General features: G+C 53.5%; 18 protein-coding genes and 1 other annotated feature. Of the genes, 14 read left to right on the plus strand and 4 right to left on the minus strand.

Annotated features, from left to right (window positions below; translation table 11 throughout):
• The first annotated feature begins 89 nt into the window (after nucleotides 1–89).
• From H8S44_RS13250 to rsmI, 6 genes are read left to right on the plus strand one after another with little or no spacing between them, the layout of a single operon-like run.
• On the plus strand, nucleotides 90–1622 hold the full coding sequence (locus H8S44_RS13250) for an aminotransferase class I/II-fold pyridoxal phosphate-dependent enzyme (protein ID WP_186872560.1): 1533 nt from the start codon (nucleotides 90–92) through the stop codon (nucleotides 1620–1622).
• 20 nt (nucleotides 1623–1642) lie between these two features.
• Complete coding sequence (locus H8S44_RS13255) at nucleotides 1643–2233, plus strand: nucleoside/nucleotide kinase family protein (protein ID WP_186872561.1); 591 nt, start codon at nucleotides 1643–1645, stop codon at nucleotides 2231–2233.
• Between the two features lie 51 nt (nucleotides 2234–2284).
• Nucleotides 2285–3274: a DNA polymerase III subunit delta' gene (gene holB, locus H8S44_RS13260; RefSeq protein ID WP_186872562.1), complete on the plus strand. Its 990-nt coding sequence runs from the start codon at nucleotides 2285–2287 to the stop codon at nucleotides 3272–3274.
• Nucleotide 3275: 1 nt separating this feature from the next.
• The gene (locus H8S44_RS13265) at nucleotides 3276–4199 is read left to right on the plus strand and encodes a PSP1 domain-containing protein (RefSeq protein ID WP_186872563.1); all 924 of its coding nucleotides are present in this window, start codon (nucleotides 3276–3278) and stop codon (nucleotides 4197–4199) included.
• Complete coding sequence (locus H8S44_RS13270) at nucleotides 4189–4926, plus strand: tRNA1(Val) (adenine(37)-N6)-methyltransferase (RefSeq protein ID WP_186872564.1); 738 nt, start codon at nucleotides 4189–4191, stop codon at nucleotides 4924–4926. The genes H8S44_RS13265 and H8S44_RS13270 overlap by 11 nt, the downstream gene beginning before the upstream one ends.
• Nucleotides 4927–4948: 22 nt before the next feature.
• The gene (rsmI, locus tag H8S44_RS13275) at nucleotides 4949–5794 is read left to right on the plus strand and encodes a 16S rRNA (cytidine(1402)-2'-O)-methyltransferase (protein WP_186872565.1); all 846 of its coding nucleotides are present in this window, start codon (nucleotides 4949–4951) and stop codon (nucleotides 5792–5794) included.
• A 59-nt stretch (nucleotides 5795–5853) separates the two neighbouring features.
• Here rsmI and H8S44_RS13280 read toward each other — a convergent pair whose 3' ends face one another.
• Nucleotides 5854–6108, minus strand: coding sequence for an AbrB/MazE/SpoVT family DNA-binding domain-containing protein (locus H8S44_RS13280; RefSeq protein WP_186872566.1), 255 nt, complete (start codon nucleotides 6106–6108; stop codon nucleotides 5854–5856).
• A gap of 271 nt (nucleotides 6109–6379) precedes the next feature.
• Here H8S44_RS13280 and H8S44_RS13285 point away from each other — a divergent pair, with 271 nt between their 5' ends.
• Both H8S44_RS13285 and H8S44_RS13290 read left to right on the plus strand, forming a co-directional pair.
• A complete protein-coding gene (locus tag H8S44_RS13285; protein ID WP_186872567.1) occupies nucleotides 6380–6997 on the plus strand; it encodes a nucleoside recognition protein in 618 nt (205 codons plus the stop codon).
• Nucleotides 6997–7533 (plus strand): spore maturation protein, encoded by a 537-nt coding sequence (locus H8S44_RS13290; RefSeq protein ID WP_186872634.1) that lies wholly within the window; start codon nucleotides 6997–6999, stop codon nucleotides 7531–7533. The genes H8S44_RS13285 and H8S44_RS13290 overlap by 1 nt, the downstream gene beginning before the upstream one ends.
• Before the next feature lie 10 nt (nucleotides 7534–7543).
• On the opposite strand, the gene H8S44_RS13295 is transcribed toward H8S44_RS13290, so the two are convergent.
• Both H8S44_RS13295 and H8S44_RS13300 read right to left on the minus strand, forming a co-directional pair.
• A complete protein-coding gene (locus tag H8S44_RS13295) occupies nucleotides 7544–9313 on the minus strand; it encodes a DUF885 domain-containing protein (protein ID WP_186872568.1) in 1770 nt (589 codons plus the stop codon).
• 107 nt (nucleotides 9314–9420) lie between these two features.
• The gene (locus H8S44_RS13300; RefSeq protein ID WP_186872569.1) at nucleotides 9421–10014 is read right to left on the minus strand and encodes a 50S ribosomal protein L25; all 594 of its coding nucleotides are present in this window, start codon (nucleotides 10012–10014) and stop codon (nucleotides 9421–9423) included.
• A 257-nt stretch (nucleotides 10015–10271) separates the two neighbouring features.
• Nucleotides 10272–10538 (plus strand) — a binding site (T-box leader).
• 214 nt (nucleotides 10539–10752) lie between these two features.
• Between H8S44_RS13300 and metG the strand changes: the two genes are divergently transcribed.
• Entirely contained in the window at nucleotides 10753–12726 is a 1974-nt protein-coding gene (gene metG, locus H8S44_RS13305; RefSeq protein ID WP_186872570.1) for a methionine--tRNA ligase, read from the plus strand.
• Between the two features lie 395 nt (nucleotides 12727–13121).
• Here the strand turns inward: metG and H8S44_RS13310 are convergent, their stop codons facing one another.
• Entirely contained in the window at nucleotides 13122–13361 is a 240-nt protein-coding gene (locus H8S44_RS13310) for a DUF2508 family protein (protein WP_186872571.1), read from the minus strand.
• Nucleotides 13362–13488: 127 nt separating this feature from the next.
• Here H8S44_RS13310 and H8S44_RS13315 point away from each other — a divergent pair, with 127 nt between their 5' ends.
• The 5 genes from H8S44_RS13315 (at nucleotide 13489) to H8S44_RS13330 (ending at nucleotide 16893) form a co-directional block, all read left to right on the plus strand.
• On the plus strand, nucleotides 13489–13680 hold the full coding sequence (locus H8S44_RS13315) for a pro-sigmaK processing inhibitor BofA family protein (protein WP_186872572.1): 192 nt from the start codon (nucleotides 13489–13491) through the stop codon (nucleotides 13678–13680).
• A gap of 152 nt (nucleotides 13681–13832) precedes the next feature.
• The gene (locus H8S44_RS16620) at nucleotides 13833–13964 is read left to right on the plus strand and encodes a hypothetical protein (RefSeq protein ID WP_279288101.1); all 132 of its coding nucleotides are present in this window, start codon (nucleotides 13833–13835) and stop codon (nucleotides 13962–13964) included.
• Nucleotides 13961–14923 (plus strand): P-loop NTPase family protein, encoded by a 963-nt coding sequence (locus H8S44_RS13320; RefSeq protein WP_186872573.1) that lies wholly within the window; start codon nucleotides 13961–13963, stop codon nucleotides 14921–14923. The genes H8S44_RS16620 and H8S44_RS13320 overlap by 4 nt, the downstream gene beginning before the upstream one ends.
• Nucleotides 14920–16155, plus strand: a complete 1236-nt coding sequence (locus H8S44_RS13325; protein WP_186872574.1) for a CpaF family protein — start codon at nucleotides 14920–14922, stop codon at nucleotides 16153–16155. The genes H8S44_RS13320 and H8S44_RS13325 overlap by 4 nt, the downstream gene beginning before the upstream one ends.
• Nucleotides 16156–16893 (plus strand): type II secretion system F family protein, encoded by a 738-nt coding sequence (locus H8S44_RS13330; protein WP_186872575.1) that lies wholly within the window; start codon nucleotides 16156–16158, stop codon nucleotides 16891–16893.
• Nucleotides 16894–16904 lie beyond the last annotated feature (11 nt).

The following is a 16904-nucleotide window of genomic DNA, read 5'->3' on the forward strand; positions in this document are numbered from 1 at the left end:
GAAAGGTTCTGTACATGGGAGCCTTTTGAATTTACAATTCTGTCTCCCCTGTGCTAAAATGCTGTTCATAAGGAGCCAAGGATACAACTATGGATATAAATCAGAAAAAGACAGTCACAACAGAATTTGGAGGCCCTCTGTACCGGAGTCTGAAGAAGTATGGGGATTCCGATTACTATGCCTTTCACATGCCGGGACACAAGCGGCAGCTGGGCCTGTTTGAGAATCCTTATCAGATCGATATCACGGAGATCGATGGCTTTGACGACCTGCATCATCCGGAGGCGGACGGGATCCTGGTCCGGGCGGAAGAACGGGCTGCAAAGGTATACGGGGCGGAGGAGACCCATTTTCTGGTCAATGGCAGTACGGCGGGCATTTTAAGTGCCGTATCCGGCTGTACCAGCCGGGGTGGAAAGATCCTGATGGCACGGAACTGTCATCGTTCGGTGTACCATGGAGTGGAGCTGCGGGCTCTGCATCCGGTGTATCTTTATCCACAACAGATCGAAAAGCTGGGGATAAACGGAGCGATTTTGCCGGAGAATGTGGAAAAAGCCCTGGAAAAGGAGAGAGACATTCAGGCGGTGATAATTACTTCGCCCACCTACGACGGAGTCTGCTCGGATGTGAGAAACATCGCTGAGATCTGCCACCGCTTTGAAAAGCCGCTGCTGGTGGACCAGGCTCACGGAGCCCATTTCCCCTTTTCGGAGTATTTTCCGGAGGACGCTCTTCGGGCGGGGGCAGACGTGGTCATCCACAGTGTTCATAAGACCCTGCCGTCTATGACCCAGACGGCGCTGCTTCATCTACAGGGAAGCCTGGCGAACCGGGAGCAGGTGCGCCGCTATCTGTCGGTCTATCAGAGCAGCAGCCCATCCTATGTATTGATGGCTTCCATCGACGCCTGCATGGAGCTGCTGGAGCAGGATGGAAAAGAACTGTTCGCGGAGCATGAGCGGGAGCTTCGGGTCTTCCGGGAGAGCTGCCGGGAGCTGAAGCTTCTGTATCTGGCAGGGACGGACAGCGAGAACGGAGGTAAATGGCAGGAGAAAAGGAAACAGACGGAATTCGGTCCGGGGGCGGATTTTGACCGGAGTAAGATCCTGATTTCTACAGGGAGAGCAGGAATCTCCGGCGGCAGGCTTTCGGAGCTTCTGCGGGAGCGCTATCATCTGCAGATGGAAATGAGCGGGCCGGACTATGTGGTGGCTATCGCGGGAATTGCAGATACAAAAGAAGGCTTCGATCGGCTCAGGGATGCACTGCTGGAGCTGGATCAGGAACTGGCGGAAGGACGGAAAATCATAGAAAAGACAGAAACGGAGAAGAGGAATTTCGGCGGCTATCGGCTGCCCGGGCTGCCTCTTCGGCTGGCGCCGGGAGAAGCCTGGGAGCGGGAGAGTACGCTTTGCGCCCTGGAGGACAGCGTGGATCGCACGGCAGGAACCTATGTCTATCTGTATCCGCCGGGCATACCGGTGCTGACGCCTGGCGAACAGGTGACCAGGGAGTTGACAGAGGAGCTTCGGGACTGGATGGAGCAGGGCTTCCAGGTACACGGACTGGAGAGTCATGGCGGAAGCCGGGCGCTGCTCAGGGTACTGCGGGAAGAGTAAGGAATAAAAGGAAAACAGAGATGGGAAAATTATTTTATGTAATAGGAAAAAGTTCCTCAGGGAAGGACACCATTTTCCAGAGACTGTTGAAGGAAGAAAGTCTGAAACTGCGGCCCCTGGTGCTGTATACCACCCGGCCCATGCGGGCGGGGGAGGAGCCCGGGGTGCAGTATCATTTTACCGATGAAGCGGGACTGAAGGCCTTGCAGGAGCAGGGGAAGGTCATCGAGCTGCGGGCTTACGATACGGTGTATGGTGTGTGGAAGTACTTCACAGCGGACACGGAAGCGACGGATCTGGAGAGCGGAGACTATCTGGGAATCGGCGTGCTGGAGTCCTACAAGGCCCTGCGGGATTACTACGGATCGGAACGGGTGGTTCCACTCTATATCGAGGTGGAGGATGGAGAACGGCTCCAGCGGGCCCTTAACCGGGAGCGCGCCCAGGAGAAACCCCGCTACGCGGAAATGTGCAGGCGGTTTCTGGCGGACAGCGAGGATTTTTCCGAGGAACATATCCGGGAAGCGGGCATCGAAAAGCGATTTTATAACCGGGATCTGGACGCCTGTATGGAAGAAATCATGGCCTGTATGAAAAATACTGTTTTTTAATGGAAATCTGTGATATACTAAAACGGAATGTGGAGAAAGGAGGGAGATTCTATGGCAGGTTTTAACGGAATCATCGGACATGAGCAGATCATCGAACATCTGCGGAACGCCATACAGCTGAAAAAAGTCTCCCATGCCTATATATTGGACGGGGAAGAGGGCGCAGGAAAGAAAATGCTGGCCGCCGCCTTCGCACAGACCCTGCAGTGCGAGGAGGGCGGAACGGAGCCCTGCGGGCACTGTCATTCCTGTAAGCAGGCGGAGAGCGGCAATCAGCCGGATATCATTTATGTGAGCCATGAGAAGCCGAATTCCATCGGCGTGGAGGAGATCCGGGAGCAGCTTTGCGGGGATATCCTCATCCGGCCCTACAGCAGTCCCTGGAAGATTTATATTGTGGACGAGGCGGAGAAGATGACGGTGCAGGCTCAGAATGCCCTGCTGAAGACCATCGAGGAGCCGCCGGCCTACGGCATCATTCTTTTGCTTACGACCAATGCGGATGCCTTTCTGCCGACCATTCTTTCCCGGTGCGTGACCCTGCGGCTGCGCCCGGTGCGCGATGCTCTGATTCGGGACTATCTGATGGAGCAGCTTCATGTGCCTGACTATCAGGCGGACGTGTGTACGGCTTTTGCCCGGGGCAATGTGGGACGGGCCAGGAAACTGGCGGAGTCGGAGCAGTTTACGGAGCTTAAAGATCATGTGGTACATCTGATGCGCCATATTGACGATATGGAGATCAGCGAGATTACCGACGCGGTCCGACGGGTTACCGAGTATAAGACGGAGATCGAAGATTATCTGGATCTGATCATGCTCTGGTATCGGGACGTGCTGCTGTTCAAGGCGACCCAGAAGATAGACGGTCTGGTATTTTCCGATGAGATCAATTATATCAGCGCCCGTGCGAAAAAGAGTTCCTACGAGGGACTGGAAACCATCATAAAAGCGCTGGAGAAAGCGAAAGTGCGTCTGAAAGCCAATGTCAACTTTGAGCTGACCATGGAGCTTCTTCTGCTTACGATAAAGGAGAATTAGAATGGAAAAGGTCATAGGAGTCAGATTCCGAAACGCCGGAAAGATTTACTTCTTTTCCCCGGGAAAGCTGTATATTCCCAAGGGGAAGCATGTTATCGTGGAGACGGCCCGGGGCGTGGAATACGGCTATGTGGTAGTGGGTACAAAAGAGGTGGATGATAAGAAGATCATTCAGCCCCTGAAGCCGGTACTGCGCATCGCCACACCGGAAGATGATACGAAGGAAGCGGCGAATCGGTTTAAGGAGAAAGAGGCCTTTCGGATTTGTCAGGAAAAGATCAAAAAGCACGGCCTGGAAATGAAGCTGATCCAGGCGGAATATACCTTTGACAATAATAAAGTCCTGTTTTATTTTACTGCGGACGGAAGAATCGACTTCCGGGATCTGGTAAAGGATCTGGCCAGCGTATTCCGTACCCGGATCGAATTGCGGCAGATCGGCGTCCGTGACGAGACAAAGATGCTGGGAGGCATCGGAATTTGCGGAAGAAGCCTGTGCTGCCATACCCATCTGTCCGAGTTTGTTCCTGTATCCATCAAGATGGCCAAGGAACAGAATCTGTCCCTGAATCCCACAAAGATTTCCGGTGTGTGCGGCAGACTCATGTGTTGTCTGAAACACGAGCAGGAGACCTACGAGGAACTGAACAGCCATCTTCCGGGTGTGGGCGACTATGTGACCACCGCGGATGGACTGAAGGGCGAGGTACAGAGCGTAAATGTGTTGCGCCAGAAGGTCAAGGTGGTGGTGACCGTGGATGGCGACGAGAAGGAGATCCGGGAGTATCCGGTGGAAGAGCTGAAGTTCCGTCCCCGGAAGCGGAAGGAGAAGGGCGACAAGGGAGGCGGCTCTGTGGAGAAGGAGCTGAAGAAGCTGGAGGCCCTGGAGAAGCAGGAGAGGAAATCAAAGCTGAATGACAACTAAACTGAAAGATGGAGAAAGGCTGGACGATCTGCAGCGAAACGGCTATCAGATCATTCAGAATCCGAATAAATTCTGTTTTGGCATGGACGCGGTGCTACTGTCCGGCTTTGCCCGGGTGAAAAAGGGAGAACGGGCGCTGGATCTGGGAACCGGCACGGGGATTATCCCCATTTTGCTCCGGGGAAAGACGCCGGGACGGGATTTTACCGGGCTGGAGATCCAGGAGGAGAGTGCGGATATGGCCAGACGCAGCGTGGAGCTGAATGGCCTGCAGGATTCGATTTCCATTGTACAGGGCGATATAAAGGAAGCGGCTTCTGTCTTTGGAGCGGCTTCTTTTGATGTGGTGACCTGCAATCCGCCCTACATGACGGGAAATCACGGACTGGTGAATCCGGATCTGCCAAAGGCCATTGCCCGCCATGAGGTGCTGTGTACCTTTGAAGACGTGGCGCGGGAGGCAGCGAAGATTCTGCGGTCGGGCGGCCGGTTTTATCTGGTTCACAGACCCTTCCGCCTGGCAGAAATTATAACCATGCTGGTGAGCTGCCGGCTGGAGCCCAAGCGGATGCAGCTGGTGTACCCTTACGTGGATCGGGAGCCCAATATGGTGCTTCTGGAGGCCAGCCGGGGCGGCCGTTCCCGGATGACGGTGGAGAAACCGCTCATCGTCTATAAGGAGCCCGGGGTCTATATGGATGAAATCTACGATATTTACGGATATTAGAACGAAGCAGGAGGACAGGCGGATGCAGGGAAGCTTATATTTGTGCGCCACCCCTATCGGGAATCTGGAGGATATCACCTTCCGGGTTCTGCGGGTATTAAAGGAAGTGGATCTGATCGCGGCGGAGGATACGCGGAACAGTATCCGGCTTCTGAATCATTTTGAAATTCATACGCCCATGACCAGCTATCATGAGTACAATAAGTTTGACAAGGGCCGGGAACTGGTGGAGAAGCTGCGGGAGGGAAAGAATATCGCCCTGATCACCGACGCGGGCATGCCGGGTATCTCTGATCCGGGAGAGGAGCTGGTGAAAATGTGCGCGGAGGCGGGAATCACCGTGACCGTTTTGCCGGGAGCTTGTGCCTGTGTGACAGCCTTGACGCTGTCGGGGCTGGGAACGAGACGTTTCGCCTTTGAAGCCTTTCTGCCTTCAGATAAAAAGGAACGGAAAGCCGTTCTGGAGGAGCTGAAGGAAGAGACCCGGACCATCGTTTTATACGAAGCGCCCCATCGGCTGGTGCGTACCCTTGAGGAGCTTCTGGAGACCCTGGGGAATCGGCGGCTGTCCGTGTGCCGGGAGTTGACGAAAAAGTATGAAACCGTGTTCCGGACTGACCTGGAGCAGGCCATCCGACATTATACGGCGGAGGAGCCCAGAGGGGAATGCGTGCTGGTGCTGGAGGGCCGGGATGTGAAGGAGCTGCAGCAGGAAAAGCAGGCGGAATGGGAGAAAATGACGCCTGCGGAGCATGTGGAGCTCTATGAAAAACAGGGAAATTCCAGAAAAGAAGCTATGCGGCTGGCGGCCCGGGATCGGGGCGTGTCCCGCCGGGATATCTACCAGGCGCTTTTGGAAACAGAATAAAGCAGAATAAAAGAAAAACCGGTAACCACGTATGTGGTCTGCCGGTTTTTTACGGACACTTAAATCAAGTTCGCCTTCTTTGCCAATTCTTCAATTGACTTTTTTGACACCATCTTGCCATGGAATTCAATGAGATCTTCTCTCTCTCCAGTGAAAATATCCGTCGGTGCATACTTTTTTAAAATAATTTTGTCATCTTCAACATAGATCTCAAGAGAATCGCGTTCTTCAATGCCGAATACTTTTCGTAATTCCATTGGAAGCGTGATACGTCCGAGTTCATCCAGTCTTCTGACAACTCCGGTGTTCTTCATTGCTTCTCCTCCTTATTTGATGGTAACACTTGATTCGACTATTATAGCAAATAATCCCATGGATTCCAATAGTAAATTTCACTGATTCCACAAAAACCTCGAAAGGAAATGTAAAAAATGTATGAAAAAAGGATAAAAAGGAAAATTAAAGAGGAAAATTTATACTGCATGGAAATATCTGAAAAATTGAGTAAATCGGGAAGAGGGAAAGGGGGACATACAGGCAGGGATCCGGGACATATATATACCAAAAAGGAAAAGGGGATAACCTATGCTGAACTATCTGTGGGCCCTGATGCTTCTGGTGGGGGTCCTGTACGGGGCTTTCCGGGGGCGGCTTCCGGATCTGACCGGGGCGGCTCTGGATTCGGCCAAGGAGGCAGTGACTCTGTGTATCACCATGACAGGTGTTCTGTCCCTGTGGGTGGGACTGATGGAGATCGCCCAGAAGAGCGGCATTATCCGGGGCGCGGCCAGGCTGCTGCAGCCCTTTATGGACTTTATGTTTCCGGAGCTTCCGAAGGAGCATAAGGCTCGGGAATATATGACCACGAATATCATCGCCAATATCTTCGGACTGGGCTGGGCGGCCACGCCTGCGGGACTGAAGGCTATGGAAGCCCTGCGGGATCTGGAGGAGGAGCGGAGAAAGCGTGGCGTTGGCCGGCCAAAGGGCACGGCCGGAAATGAGATGTGTACCTTTCTGGTACTGAACATCGCGTCCCTGCAGCTGATTCCCATTAATATCATTGCCTACCGGAGCCAGTACGGAAGTGAGAATCCGGCAGCGATTCTGGCTCCGTCCCTGGTGGCGACCCTGCTGAGCGCAGTGGCTGCGGTGCTGTTCTGCAAGAGCAGGAATATGGGGAGAAAAGGAGGCGGGCGATGATTCGGGTTCTCCTTTATCTGTCGGAAATCCTGGTGCCCTTTCTGATCTTTTATGTGGTGGCCCGGGGGCTGGAAGCCGGGCGGCCTGTCTATGAGGACTTTATCAAGGGGGCGGAGGAAGGCTTTCGTACGGTAATTAAAATTATGCCGACCCTGGTAGGCCTGATGACGGCGGTGGGAGTGCTGCGGGCCTCAGGCTTTCTGGAGTTTCTGGCGGAAATCCTCGCTCCGGTGACGAAGCTTTTGCATTTTCCGGCGGAGCTGGTTCCGCTGACGTTGGTGCGGATGTTTTCAGCCTCGGCAGCCACCGGGCTGGCCCTGGATCTCTTCAAGGAATATGGGACGGACTCTTATTTGGGTCTGGTGGCCTCGATTCTCATGGGGTGTACGGAGACAATTTTTTATACCATGAGTATTTATTTTATGACAGCCGGGGTGAAAAAGACCCGTTATACCCTGCCCGGCGCGCTGCTGGCCACTGCGGTGGGGATCGGAGTCAGTGTGTGGCTGGGCGGGCAGATGGCTCTGCCGGGGTGACAGTCCGGAGCTAATCCAGAGCGGTCCGGAAGGGGAGACAGGACCGGATGACGGAAAAAGGAGCGGGGCCTGTGCGGAGTAGGAAGCTGTGAAAGTCTTTCAGAGAAAATCGGCCGCCCAGGGCAGTTTCCGCTTCCTGCCGCAGCTTCAGGATCTCCAGAGCGCCCGCGTAGTACTTAAGGTAATTGGCGGGATCCTGTCGAATGGCCTGCCAGATCTCTGTAAGAGCAGCGGTATTTCGGATGCCATACCCCTCCCAGAAGCGGTTCAGCTCTTCCTGGCTCCAGCCATCCCAGTGGACGCCGATATCGGAACGGGCGTAAAGACCCAGCAGAAAAAAGGAGTGGGCGCCAAGAAGCTCTGCCAGATCCGGATCCAGCTTTGCGTAACCGTAAGAAAACCGTTCCGCGTATGCGGCCCAGCCCTCCACATACCCGCCGAAGTAAAAGAGACTGCGGACCGGATCCGGCTGGCAGGAAGCCTCAAAAACCGTCTGATACAGGTGGCCGGGAAAGCCCTCATGGGCCAGGGTGGTGAAGAGAGAGAGGCCCTGGCAGCCTGCGGCCGGATTAATGTAGATCACGTGGCTTTCCATGCGATCCAGAGGTGGAGTCAGGTAGAAGGCAGGGCTCAGCTGCTTCTGCAGGGAGGGGACCACGGTTTTGACCGTATAGGTCAGTTCATCGGCAAGGGCAGGAAAGTCCCCGGAGCAGGCTGACTGTAAATGCTCCAGAATCTGCTCCGGGGTCCGGGCAGAGCCCGGATCCAGTTCCCCGGACAGATCCGTTATCAGTTCCGGACGCCGGGCGGTGAGATCGGCCATGAGCCGGGCGTCCGAAAGAAGCTGATCTTCGATGAGACTTCGGATCTCCGGGATGGAACGCCCAGATCCGATGACAGAATCTACCAGAGCCTGGTAGTAAGCCCGCCCTTCCGGAAAATGGAAGAGGCCGCCCTCATTCCGGCCGGAATCTCGGAGCCGGGAAAAGCCCTGAAGCAGCAGTTCATAGGCAGGAAAGACATGATCGGTCAGAGCGTCCCGATTGGCCTCCTCCAGAGAAGCCCGTTCCTGATCTGAGAGAAAATCCGCCTCCGCAAGCCGCTCGGAAAAAGAAGTAAGCAGAAAATGCTGATCCTGGTTCTGCAAAAAGCTGCGGCAGCCCTCCATGACGCGGGAGGCAGTGTCGGAAGACATAAAGAGTCCGGCCTCCGCCTTCTGTTCCTGGTAGGTCAGCAGTGCTCTGTAATAAGCGTCCAGCTGGTTCAGCAGGGCAAGGTAGTCATCGATATCCTTCCTGCAGTAAAAGGCATATTCCGCCAGCAGCACCGGCAGCTGGGCCTGGACGCCAAGCAAGGGACTGCAGGGCTCCCCGTAAAAGGAAAAGGAGGACAGAGCCAATTCCCGGGGGAGCTGCGCATCCAGAATCTTCCAGGTGAGCCGGTTAGAGGAGGAGAGTGCATCCGGATCGAAGTCCGACAGCCGCTCCAGGGCGTTTTCCAGAACAGTGGCAGAAGAAAGGGAGCTGTATTCAGAATCTCTGGCGAAGGTGGCAGGAACCCGTGGGATACCAAAGGTCTCCGGGTCAGCCAGGGTATAGTGGAGATTCAGGGTGCTTTCCGTGATACAGGTGCGGAACAGGTCGTCGGTGTAGGCTTCAAAGACTTCATCGGCGGAAGACGTGTCCGATCCAGACAGACAGGAATGGGAGAGGAGAATCGCTGCAAAAAGAAGTGCAGAGAGTAACAGAAAAAAAGACAGGTGCTTACATAACAGTTTCATAGGGAACCACCGAAAGAGATCTTAAAGAAGTGTATGAAAAATTCACACAAAAAAGAAGCCCGCTCCCTCTGGAGCAGGCCCCTTATTTATTCCACTGTTCTGTTTGATTATGCCTCTGCGGTCTCGCCGTCAGCATCTTCATCCGCATCTACGGTAGAGTTGTGAACTTCGATGACGGTAGCAACGGTAGCTTCCGGGGAAGTGTGCAGGTCAATGGCAGGATTCTTGGCAATATCCAGATCCTTTACCTTCAGTGTCTCGCCCACCTTCATGTGACTGACATCTACTTTGATCCTGTCAACCAGATCTGCGGGCAGTGCCTTGTAGGTAATTTCCTGAAGCATCTGCTGTACCACACCGGCCTGTACGTCGTCCTGACCAAGCAGAATCACCTCAGCTACGGAATGAACCTTCTCATTGCTTACCAGTGCCTGGAAATCGATCTCCAGAAGCTGTCCTCTTAAGGAATCATAATCGATCTCCTTAATCAGCGCGTCGTAGGTCTCGCCTGCGACCTCCAGCATTACCTGGCTTCCTTTTCCTTCGGATCTTAAGATTTTCTCAGCGTCTGCCTTGGTAATCTGAAGAGGAATGGATTCCTTCATCTCGCGGCCGTAGATATTGCCGGTAACATAACCTTCACGTCTAAGTTTCTTGGCTTTCGTCAACATGTCTCTTTTTTCAGCTTTTAAAGTATTCATTTATCTTTTCCTCCAAAATCTGAATCGCTTAGCAGCCTTCCACTTTGTGTAACAAACAGGTATTGTTAAGTGGTTCTATATTCATTTACGGTGATTATTATAGCACTGATTTTTTAAAGTTAAAGAGTAAATTTCAACAAAAATAAGCATCGAAATTCGATAAAAAACTGAAAATTTTTAAAGGAATAAGAGAAGAAAAGTCGGCAGGCTTGACAAAAGGTTTTGGCCGTGTTACGCTTCTTTTATCTGAGCAAAATGCAAACGCGATGAAGAAAAGAGTAGGCTGTATGCGTCTTTTACAGAGAATTCCCGGTGGCTGAGAGGGATGGAGATAAAACGGCTGAAGATGGTTTCTGAGCGGCACGGATGAACGCGAAGGGATTTCTATATGGGAAATGGTTTTGCGATAAGCCGTGATGGGTGCGCCCGTTACAGCGTCAGGGTATGCAGGTACCCGCAGAGGCCGGATCCGCGAGGGTTCGGTGAACAGAAGTGGTAACACGGGAATCATCCCCGTCTTCTTTAAGATATAAGGAAGACGGGGTTTTTTTGCTCTATAGGAAACATGATACTATATGAAAGTGTAAAAGTTATGCTTCCTATAGAGCAAAACCCTCCGGGGGATCGCACTGCGGCGGAATGGAATTGTGTCGCTGGAGCGACCCGCCGCAGGCGGAGAATCCTGCAAAGCAGGATTCTTTCTTGATCTTTCGTTTGCAGAGAAAAGAGAGGTAAAAAATGGAAAAGAAAAAGTTTTACATGACCACGGCCATTGCCTACACATCCGGCAAGCCCCACATTGGAAACACCTATGAAATCGTACTGGCGGACGCCATCGCCCGTTTCCGGAGACTCCAGGGCTACGACGTATTCTTCCAGACCGGAACCGACGAGCACGGTCAGAAGATCGAGCTGAAGGCTGAGGAGGCAGGCGTTACTCCGAAGGAATTCGTGGACAATGTGTCCGGCGAGATTAAGCGCATCTGGGATCTGATGAATACTTCCTATGATAAATTCATCCGTACCACCGATGATTATCACGAGAAGCAGGTACAGAAGATCTTTAAGAAGCTGTATGACCAGGGCGATATCTACAAGGGCGCTTACGAGGGTATGTACTGTACTCCCTGCGAGTCCTTCTGGACCCAGTCCCAGCTGGTGGACGGCAAGTGTCCGGACTGCGGCCGCGAGGTGCAGCCGGCTAAGGAAGAGGCTTATTTCTTCCGTATGAGCAAATACGCTGACCGCCTGATTGACCATATCAATAAGCATCCGGAATTCATTCAGCCGGTTTCCAGAAAAAATGAGATGATGAATAACTTCCTGCTTCCGGGCCTGCAGGATCTCTGCGTATCCCGTACCTCCTTCAAATGGGGTATCCCGGTGGATTTCGACCCGAAGCATGTGGTATATGTATGGCTGGACGCGCTGACCAACTACATCACCGGCATCGGCTATGAGTGCGATGGAGAGTCCAGCGACCTGTTCAAGAAGGAGTGGCCGGCAGATCTGCATCTGATCGGCAAGGATATCATCCGTTTCCATACCATTTACTGGCCCATTTTCCTGATGGCACTGGATCTGCCGCTGCCGAAGCAGGTATTCGGTCATCCGTGGCTGCTGCAGGGCGACGGCAAAATGAGCAAGTCCAAGGGAAATGTGCTCTACGCGGACGATCTGGTAGATATGTTCGGCGTGGACGCGGTGCGTTACTTCGTGCTGCATGAGATGCCCTTCGACAACGACGGCGTGATCACCTGGGAGCTGATGGTGGAGCGTATGAACTCTGATCTGGCTAACACCCTGGGCAATCTGGTGAACCGTACCGTATCCATGTCCAACAAGTACTTTGACGGCGTGGTCAATAACACAGGCGTGCTGGAGCCGGTGGACCGGGAGCTTCGCGAGGCTGCTGTAAGCGCTGCAGAGAAGGCTTCTGCGAAAATGGACGATCTGCGCGTGGCAGACGCCATCACCGAGATCTTTAACCTGTTCAAGCGCTGCAACAAATACATCGACGAGACCATGCCCTGGGCCCTGGCCAAGGATGAGAGCAAGAAGGATCGCCTGGCGACCGTACTCTACAACCTAGTAGAAAGCATCAGCATCGGCGCAAGCCTTCTTGAGCCGTTCATGCCGGAGACTGCCGAGAAGATCCTGGCACAGTTGGGCGCGAGAAAGCGTTCCCTGGAGGTTATGAACATGTTCGGTCTGTATCAGTCCGGCAATAAGGTAACCGACAAGCCGGAGATCCTGTTCGCGCGTCTGGACGTGAAAGAGGTTCTGGAGAAGGTCGAGGCAAGGAAGGCTGCGGACGCGGCTGCAAAGGAAGAGCCGGAAGAGGCAAAAGAGGAAGCAGCTGATGTCATCGACATTGAGCCGAAGGCAGAGATTACCTTCGACGACTTCGCGAAGCTGCAGTTCCAGGTGGGCGAAATCATTGCCTGCGAGGCCGTGAAGAAGTCCAAGAAGCTTCTGTGCTCCCAGGTCCGTATCGGAAGCCAGGTAAAGCAGATCGTATCCGGCATTAAGTCTCATTACACACCGGAGGAAATGGTCGGCAAGAAGGTCATGGTAGTCGTGAACCTGAAGCCCGCCAAGCTGGCAGGCATCCTCTCCGAAGGAATGCTGCTGTGCGCCGAGGACGCAGAGGGAAACCTGTCCCTGATGACGCCGGAGAAGGATATGCCGGCAGGAGCAGAGATCTGCTAGAGGATAAAATTTCATAAAAGGGACGCTCAAAAAGCAGGAGCCCATCCTGACTGATACGCTTGCGTTTCCAATAACTCACACACGGCTGATTCGCTGCGGCTACCGCAAACTCACGCCCTTCGGGCGCTCAGACATGCTCTCGCCGCAGCTGCCAGTGTGTTCGCCTATCGGAAGCCGCGCTAACATCAGTCAGGATGGGCTCCTGCTTTTCGAGCTGGTTTTTTAAGAAATAAGTAGATTTCATCGATGACAGAACAGGAGAGTCCTTGCCCGGAATATGTTAGCTTGATTTTTGAGTGTTTCGCCTGCCGCGGATCAGCCGCGCGGGCGAAATGCCAAAAATCGGGCGTATGTTCCGGGCAAGGACTCTCCTGTTCGTACGTCGAAAGGCAGACTCAACGAAACTTCTCCACCTCAATCTGCCGCACCTGCTCCAGCAGAAACTTATAGCGCTTCTGCACCGAATAAATCTCATAAGTATAACAGTCGATCAGATCCGGATCGACCACCGATTCAAAATTTGCGTAGGCCGTGTCCAACGCATTCTTAGTAAGTGTCAGGTCTTCCATCAGCTGCCGTCTGGCCGAGAAACGTTCATACTCCTCCAGTGGCTCTTCTTTCTTAAAGAATCCCATAAAAACCCCCGTATCCGGAAAATATTTTATGATATGAGTATAGACAGGGTATCTGAAAAATATACGGGAAATAGCATATCCTGGATCCGGAAGCCATATATTTGAAAAAAAGAAACAGGCGGACATTATGAAAATCCTGAACTTTCTGCTTCGTATGGTATTTGGGGCTGTGGGAATAAAACTCATCAACGCGATACTGATTTCCCAGAATATTTCCATATTTGTAGGCCTGAATCTCCTGACCCTTTTGACAGTCGGAAGCCTTGGAATCAGCGGGCTCGGGCTGCTTTACGGGATTGCAGCCTTTGGAATTTTGTGAAAAATTTACAATAGACAGAAAAAACAGGAAACGCTATAATGCAGACATGATCGATCAGGTAACATTCTAAGAATCGGCGAAAGCCGGTTATCATTCAGGGTTGAATCAACCCACTATTTCCAACAGGAACACATAAAAGGAGGAGCAAATTTTTGCGTGCGCTGTGGCAAAACAGGGTGCGAAAGATAAGAATCCGGGTTCTGATGCTGGGAGCCGCCCTGGGAATCCAGCTGTCAGTCAGTCTTCTGACGGGACTTCTGTGTTACAGAGGAGGACTCAGATGAAAACAAAACAGATACTGGTTTGCGATCCGGATGAAAACTATCTGCTTCATTTTTTGAATTATGTAAACCAAAAGAAAAATCCACTTTTTGCAGCAAGGGGATTTCGTTCCCGGGAAGAGCTGGCGGCCAGCCGGGAGGCCGGAGAGGGGCAGAGCGTCATTTTGCTGTCGGAGCTTCTGGAACATGAGTTGGAGGAGAGCTTTTCCGGGAAAAATGTGATCCTTCTTGTGGAAGAACCCTGGCAGGAAAAGCAGGAAAAGGCCGTCTATAAGTATCAGTCCGGCCGGAAGCTTCTGAGCCAGCTGCTCAGTCTCTGCGCGGAGGAGGCGGAAGAAGAAAAACAGGTGGCCCTGCGCCCGGAACGGATGAAATGTATCGCCGTGTATTCTCCGGTGGGGAGATGCGGAAAGACGGACTTCGCTGTGACCCTTGGAAAAGAACTGTCCCGGAAAAAAAGAACCCTGTATCTGAATCTGGAGGCCTGTTCCGGGTTCGAGGTACTGTACGGGGACAGCGAACAGACTTTATCGGAGCTGCTATATTATCTGAATCAGGGCAAAGGAGCTTTTCCGGTGAAGCTAGAAAGCGTGATTCAGCGGATGGGGAACCTGGAATATATACCGCCCTTCCGGGTGCCGGGAGAACTGTGCCGTATCCCGGGAGAAGAGTGGAAAAAGCTTTTGGATACACTGGAACGGGAAAGCCGGTACGAGATTCTGATACTGGATCCGGACTGTGCCATGGACGGCCTTCCGGAGCTGCTGGAGCGATGCGAAGCCGTCTATATGCCGGTGAAGGAGGATGAAAGGGCGAAAGCAAAGATCCGGCAGTATGAGGAAACCCTGGAGGCTCTGGGGCTGGAACAGGTCAGGGAACGGGAAGAGAGATTCTGTTTTAAAAGTTATGAGGAACTGGAGACTGCGGCCAGAAACTGCGCCGGAAGGTGGTGTGGGGAATGAGACAGAATTCGGAAGAACTGCAAAGACAGATCCGGCAAAGGGTCCGGGAACGGATGGACTTGTCCCGGGAACTGACGGACGAAGAGGTACTGGAGCTGATCGATGAAGAGGTTTTAAAGGCAGGAAGGAACGAGCCCCTGTTTCTGGACGAGAAGCTGCGTCTCAGAAGAGAGGTTTTTCACTCCATGCGGGGACTGGACATGCTTCAGGAGCTCATAGAGGATCCGGAGATTACGGAGATTATGGTAAATGGAGCCAGCGATATCTTTATCGAGAAAGACGGAAGAATCCGACGCTGGGATCGGAAGTTTTCCTCCGGAGAACGGCTGGAGGATGTGGTACAGCAGATCGTAAGTCTCTGTAACCGCAGCGTGTCCCGGGCCAGTCCTGTGGCGGATGCCCGTCTGGCGGATGGATCCAGGGTAAATATCGTGCTGGAGCCCGCCGCGGTGAAAGGGCCGGTGATCACCATACGGAAGTTTCCCGGAACGCCGGTGGGAATGAGCCAGCTGCTGGCCTGGGAGTCTGTGACGGAGGAGGCCGCGGAATTCTTAAAGGCGGCGATCCGGGCCCGCTATAACATCTTTGTAAGCGGTGGAACCGGTTCCGGCAAGACGACGCTTTTGGGGGCACTGTCCGAATACATTCCCTCAGAGGAGCGGCTGATCACCATCGAAGACAATGCGGAGCTGCGGCTCATCGGAGTGGAGAATCTGGTGCGGCTGGAGGCCCGGGGAGCCAATGCGGAAGGCGAGCATGAGATCACCATCCGGGATCTGATCCGAACAGCCCTCCGAATGCGGCCGGATCGAATTATCGTGGGCGAGGTCCGTGGCGGAGAGACCCTGGATATGCTGCAGGCCATGAATACGGGTCATGACGGATCCTTAAGCACCGGCCATGCCAACAGCCCAGCCGATATGCTGAATCGGCTGGAGACCATGACCCTGATGGGAATGGAACTGCCTCTTCCGGCCATCCGGCGGCAGATCGCTTCGGCGGTGGATCTGATCGTCCACCTGGGGCGGCTGCGGGACGGAAGCAGAAGAGTACTGGAGATCGCGGAGGTGGACGGAATCCGGGACGGGGAAATCTGCCTGCATTCTTTGTTTTCCTTTGAGGAAGAAGAACAGGATACAGGTGGGAAAAACCGGGTGCGGGGAAGCTTAAGACGCCGGGGAGAGCTTTTACACCGGGAAAAGCTTCAGGCCGCGGGAACAGGAGGAACTTAGATGGATTACAGAAAGCTTCGGCTGGAACGAAACGAGATCATACGGTACGCCCTGGAAGCCGGGGCCCTCACCGGACTGGTGGGATTCTGTTTTTATAACAGTCTGGCTGCGCTGCTTCTCTATCCTCTGGTATTGCTTTTTTATCTGCGCTATAAAACGGAAACCCGGATTCGGCAGCGAAGGGAAGAACTGAAGCTTCAGTTCAAGGACGCGGTGCAGGCCATCGCAGCGGCCCTGCGGGCCGGATATTCTGTGGAAAATGCCGTGGCGGAAGCCGGGCGGGATCTGACCCGGATGTATTCCGAAAAGGCGGACATGGTACAGGAACTGGCGGCTATGCAGAGAAAGATGGAAGGAGGACAGACCATAGAGAGCGTCATGGAAAACTTTGGTGAGCGAAGCGGGATCGAAGAGGCGGAGACCTTTGCGGAAATTTTCGCGGTGGGAAAGAGGAACGGCGGCGATCTGATCGGTATCATGAATGATACGGCCAGGACCATCGCCCAGACCGTGGAGACAGAGCGGAGTGTGGCGGCGTCCCTTGGTTCCCGTAGATATGAGCAGCGGATCATGAATGCCATTCCCTTTGTCATGTTTCTCTATCTGCGGGTGGGCAGTCGGGGCTTTCTGGATCCCCTGTACGGGAATCTGACGGGGATACTGATTATGACCTTGTGCCTGGCGATCTATGTGGGAGCCTGGATGCTGGGGAAGAAGCTGCTGGGGATCGAGGTGTAGGGAGGAAGAGC

Source organism: Anaerosacchariphilus hominis (assembly GCF_014290175.1).
GTDB classification, from domain to species: domain Bacteria; phylum Bacillota; class Clostridia; order Lachnospirales; family Lachnospiraceae; genus Laedolimicola; species Laedolimicola hominis.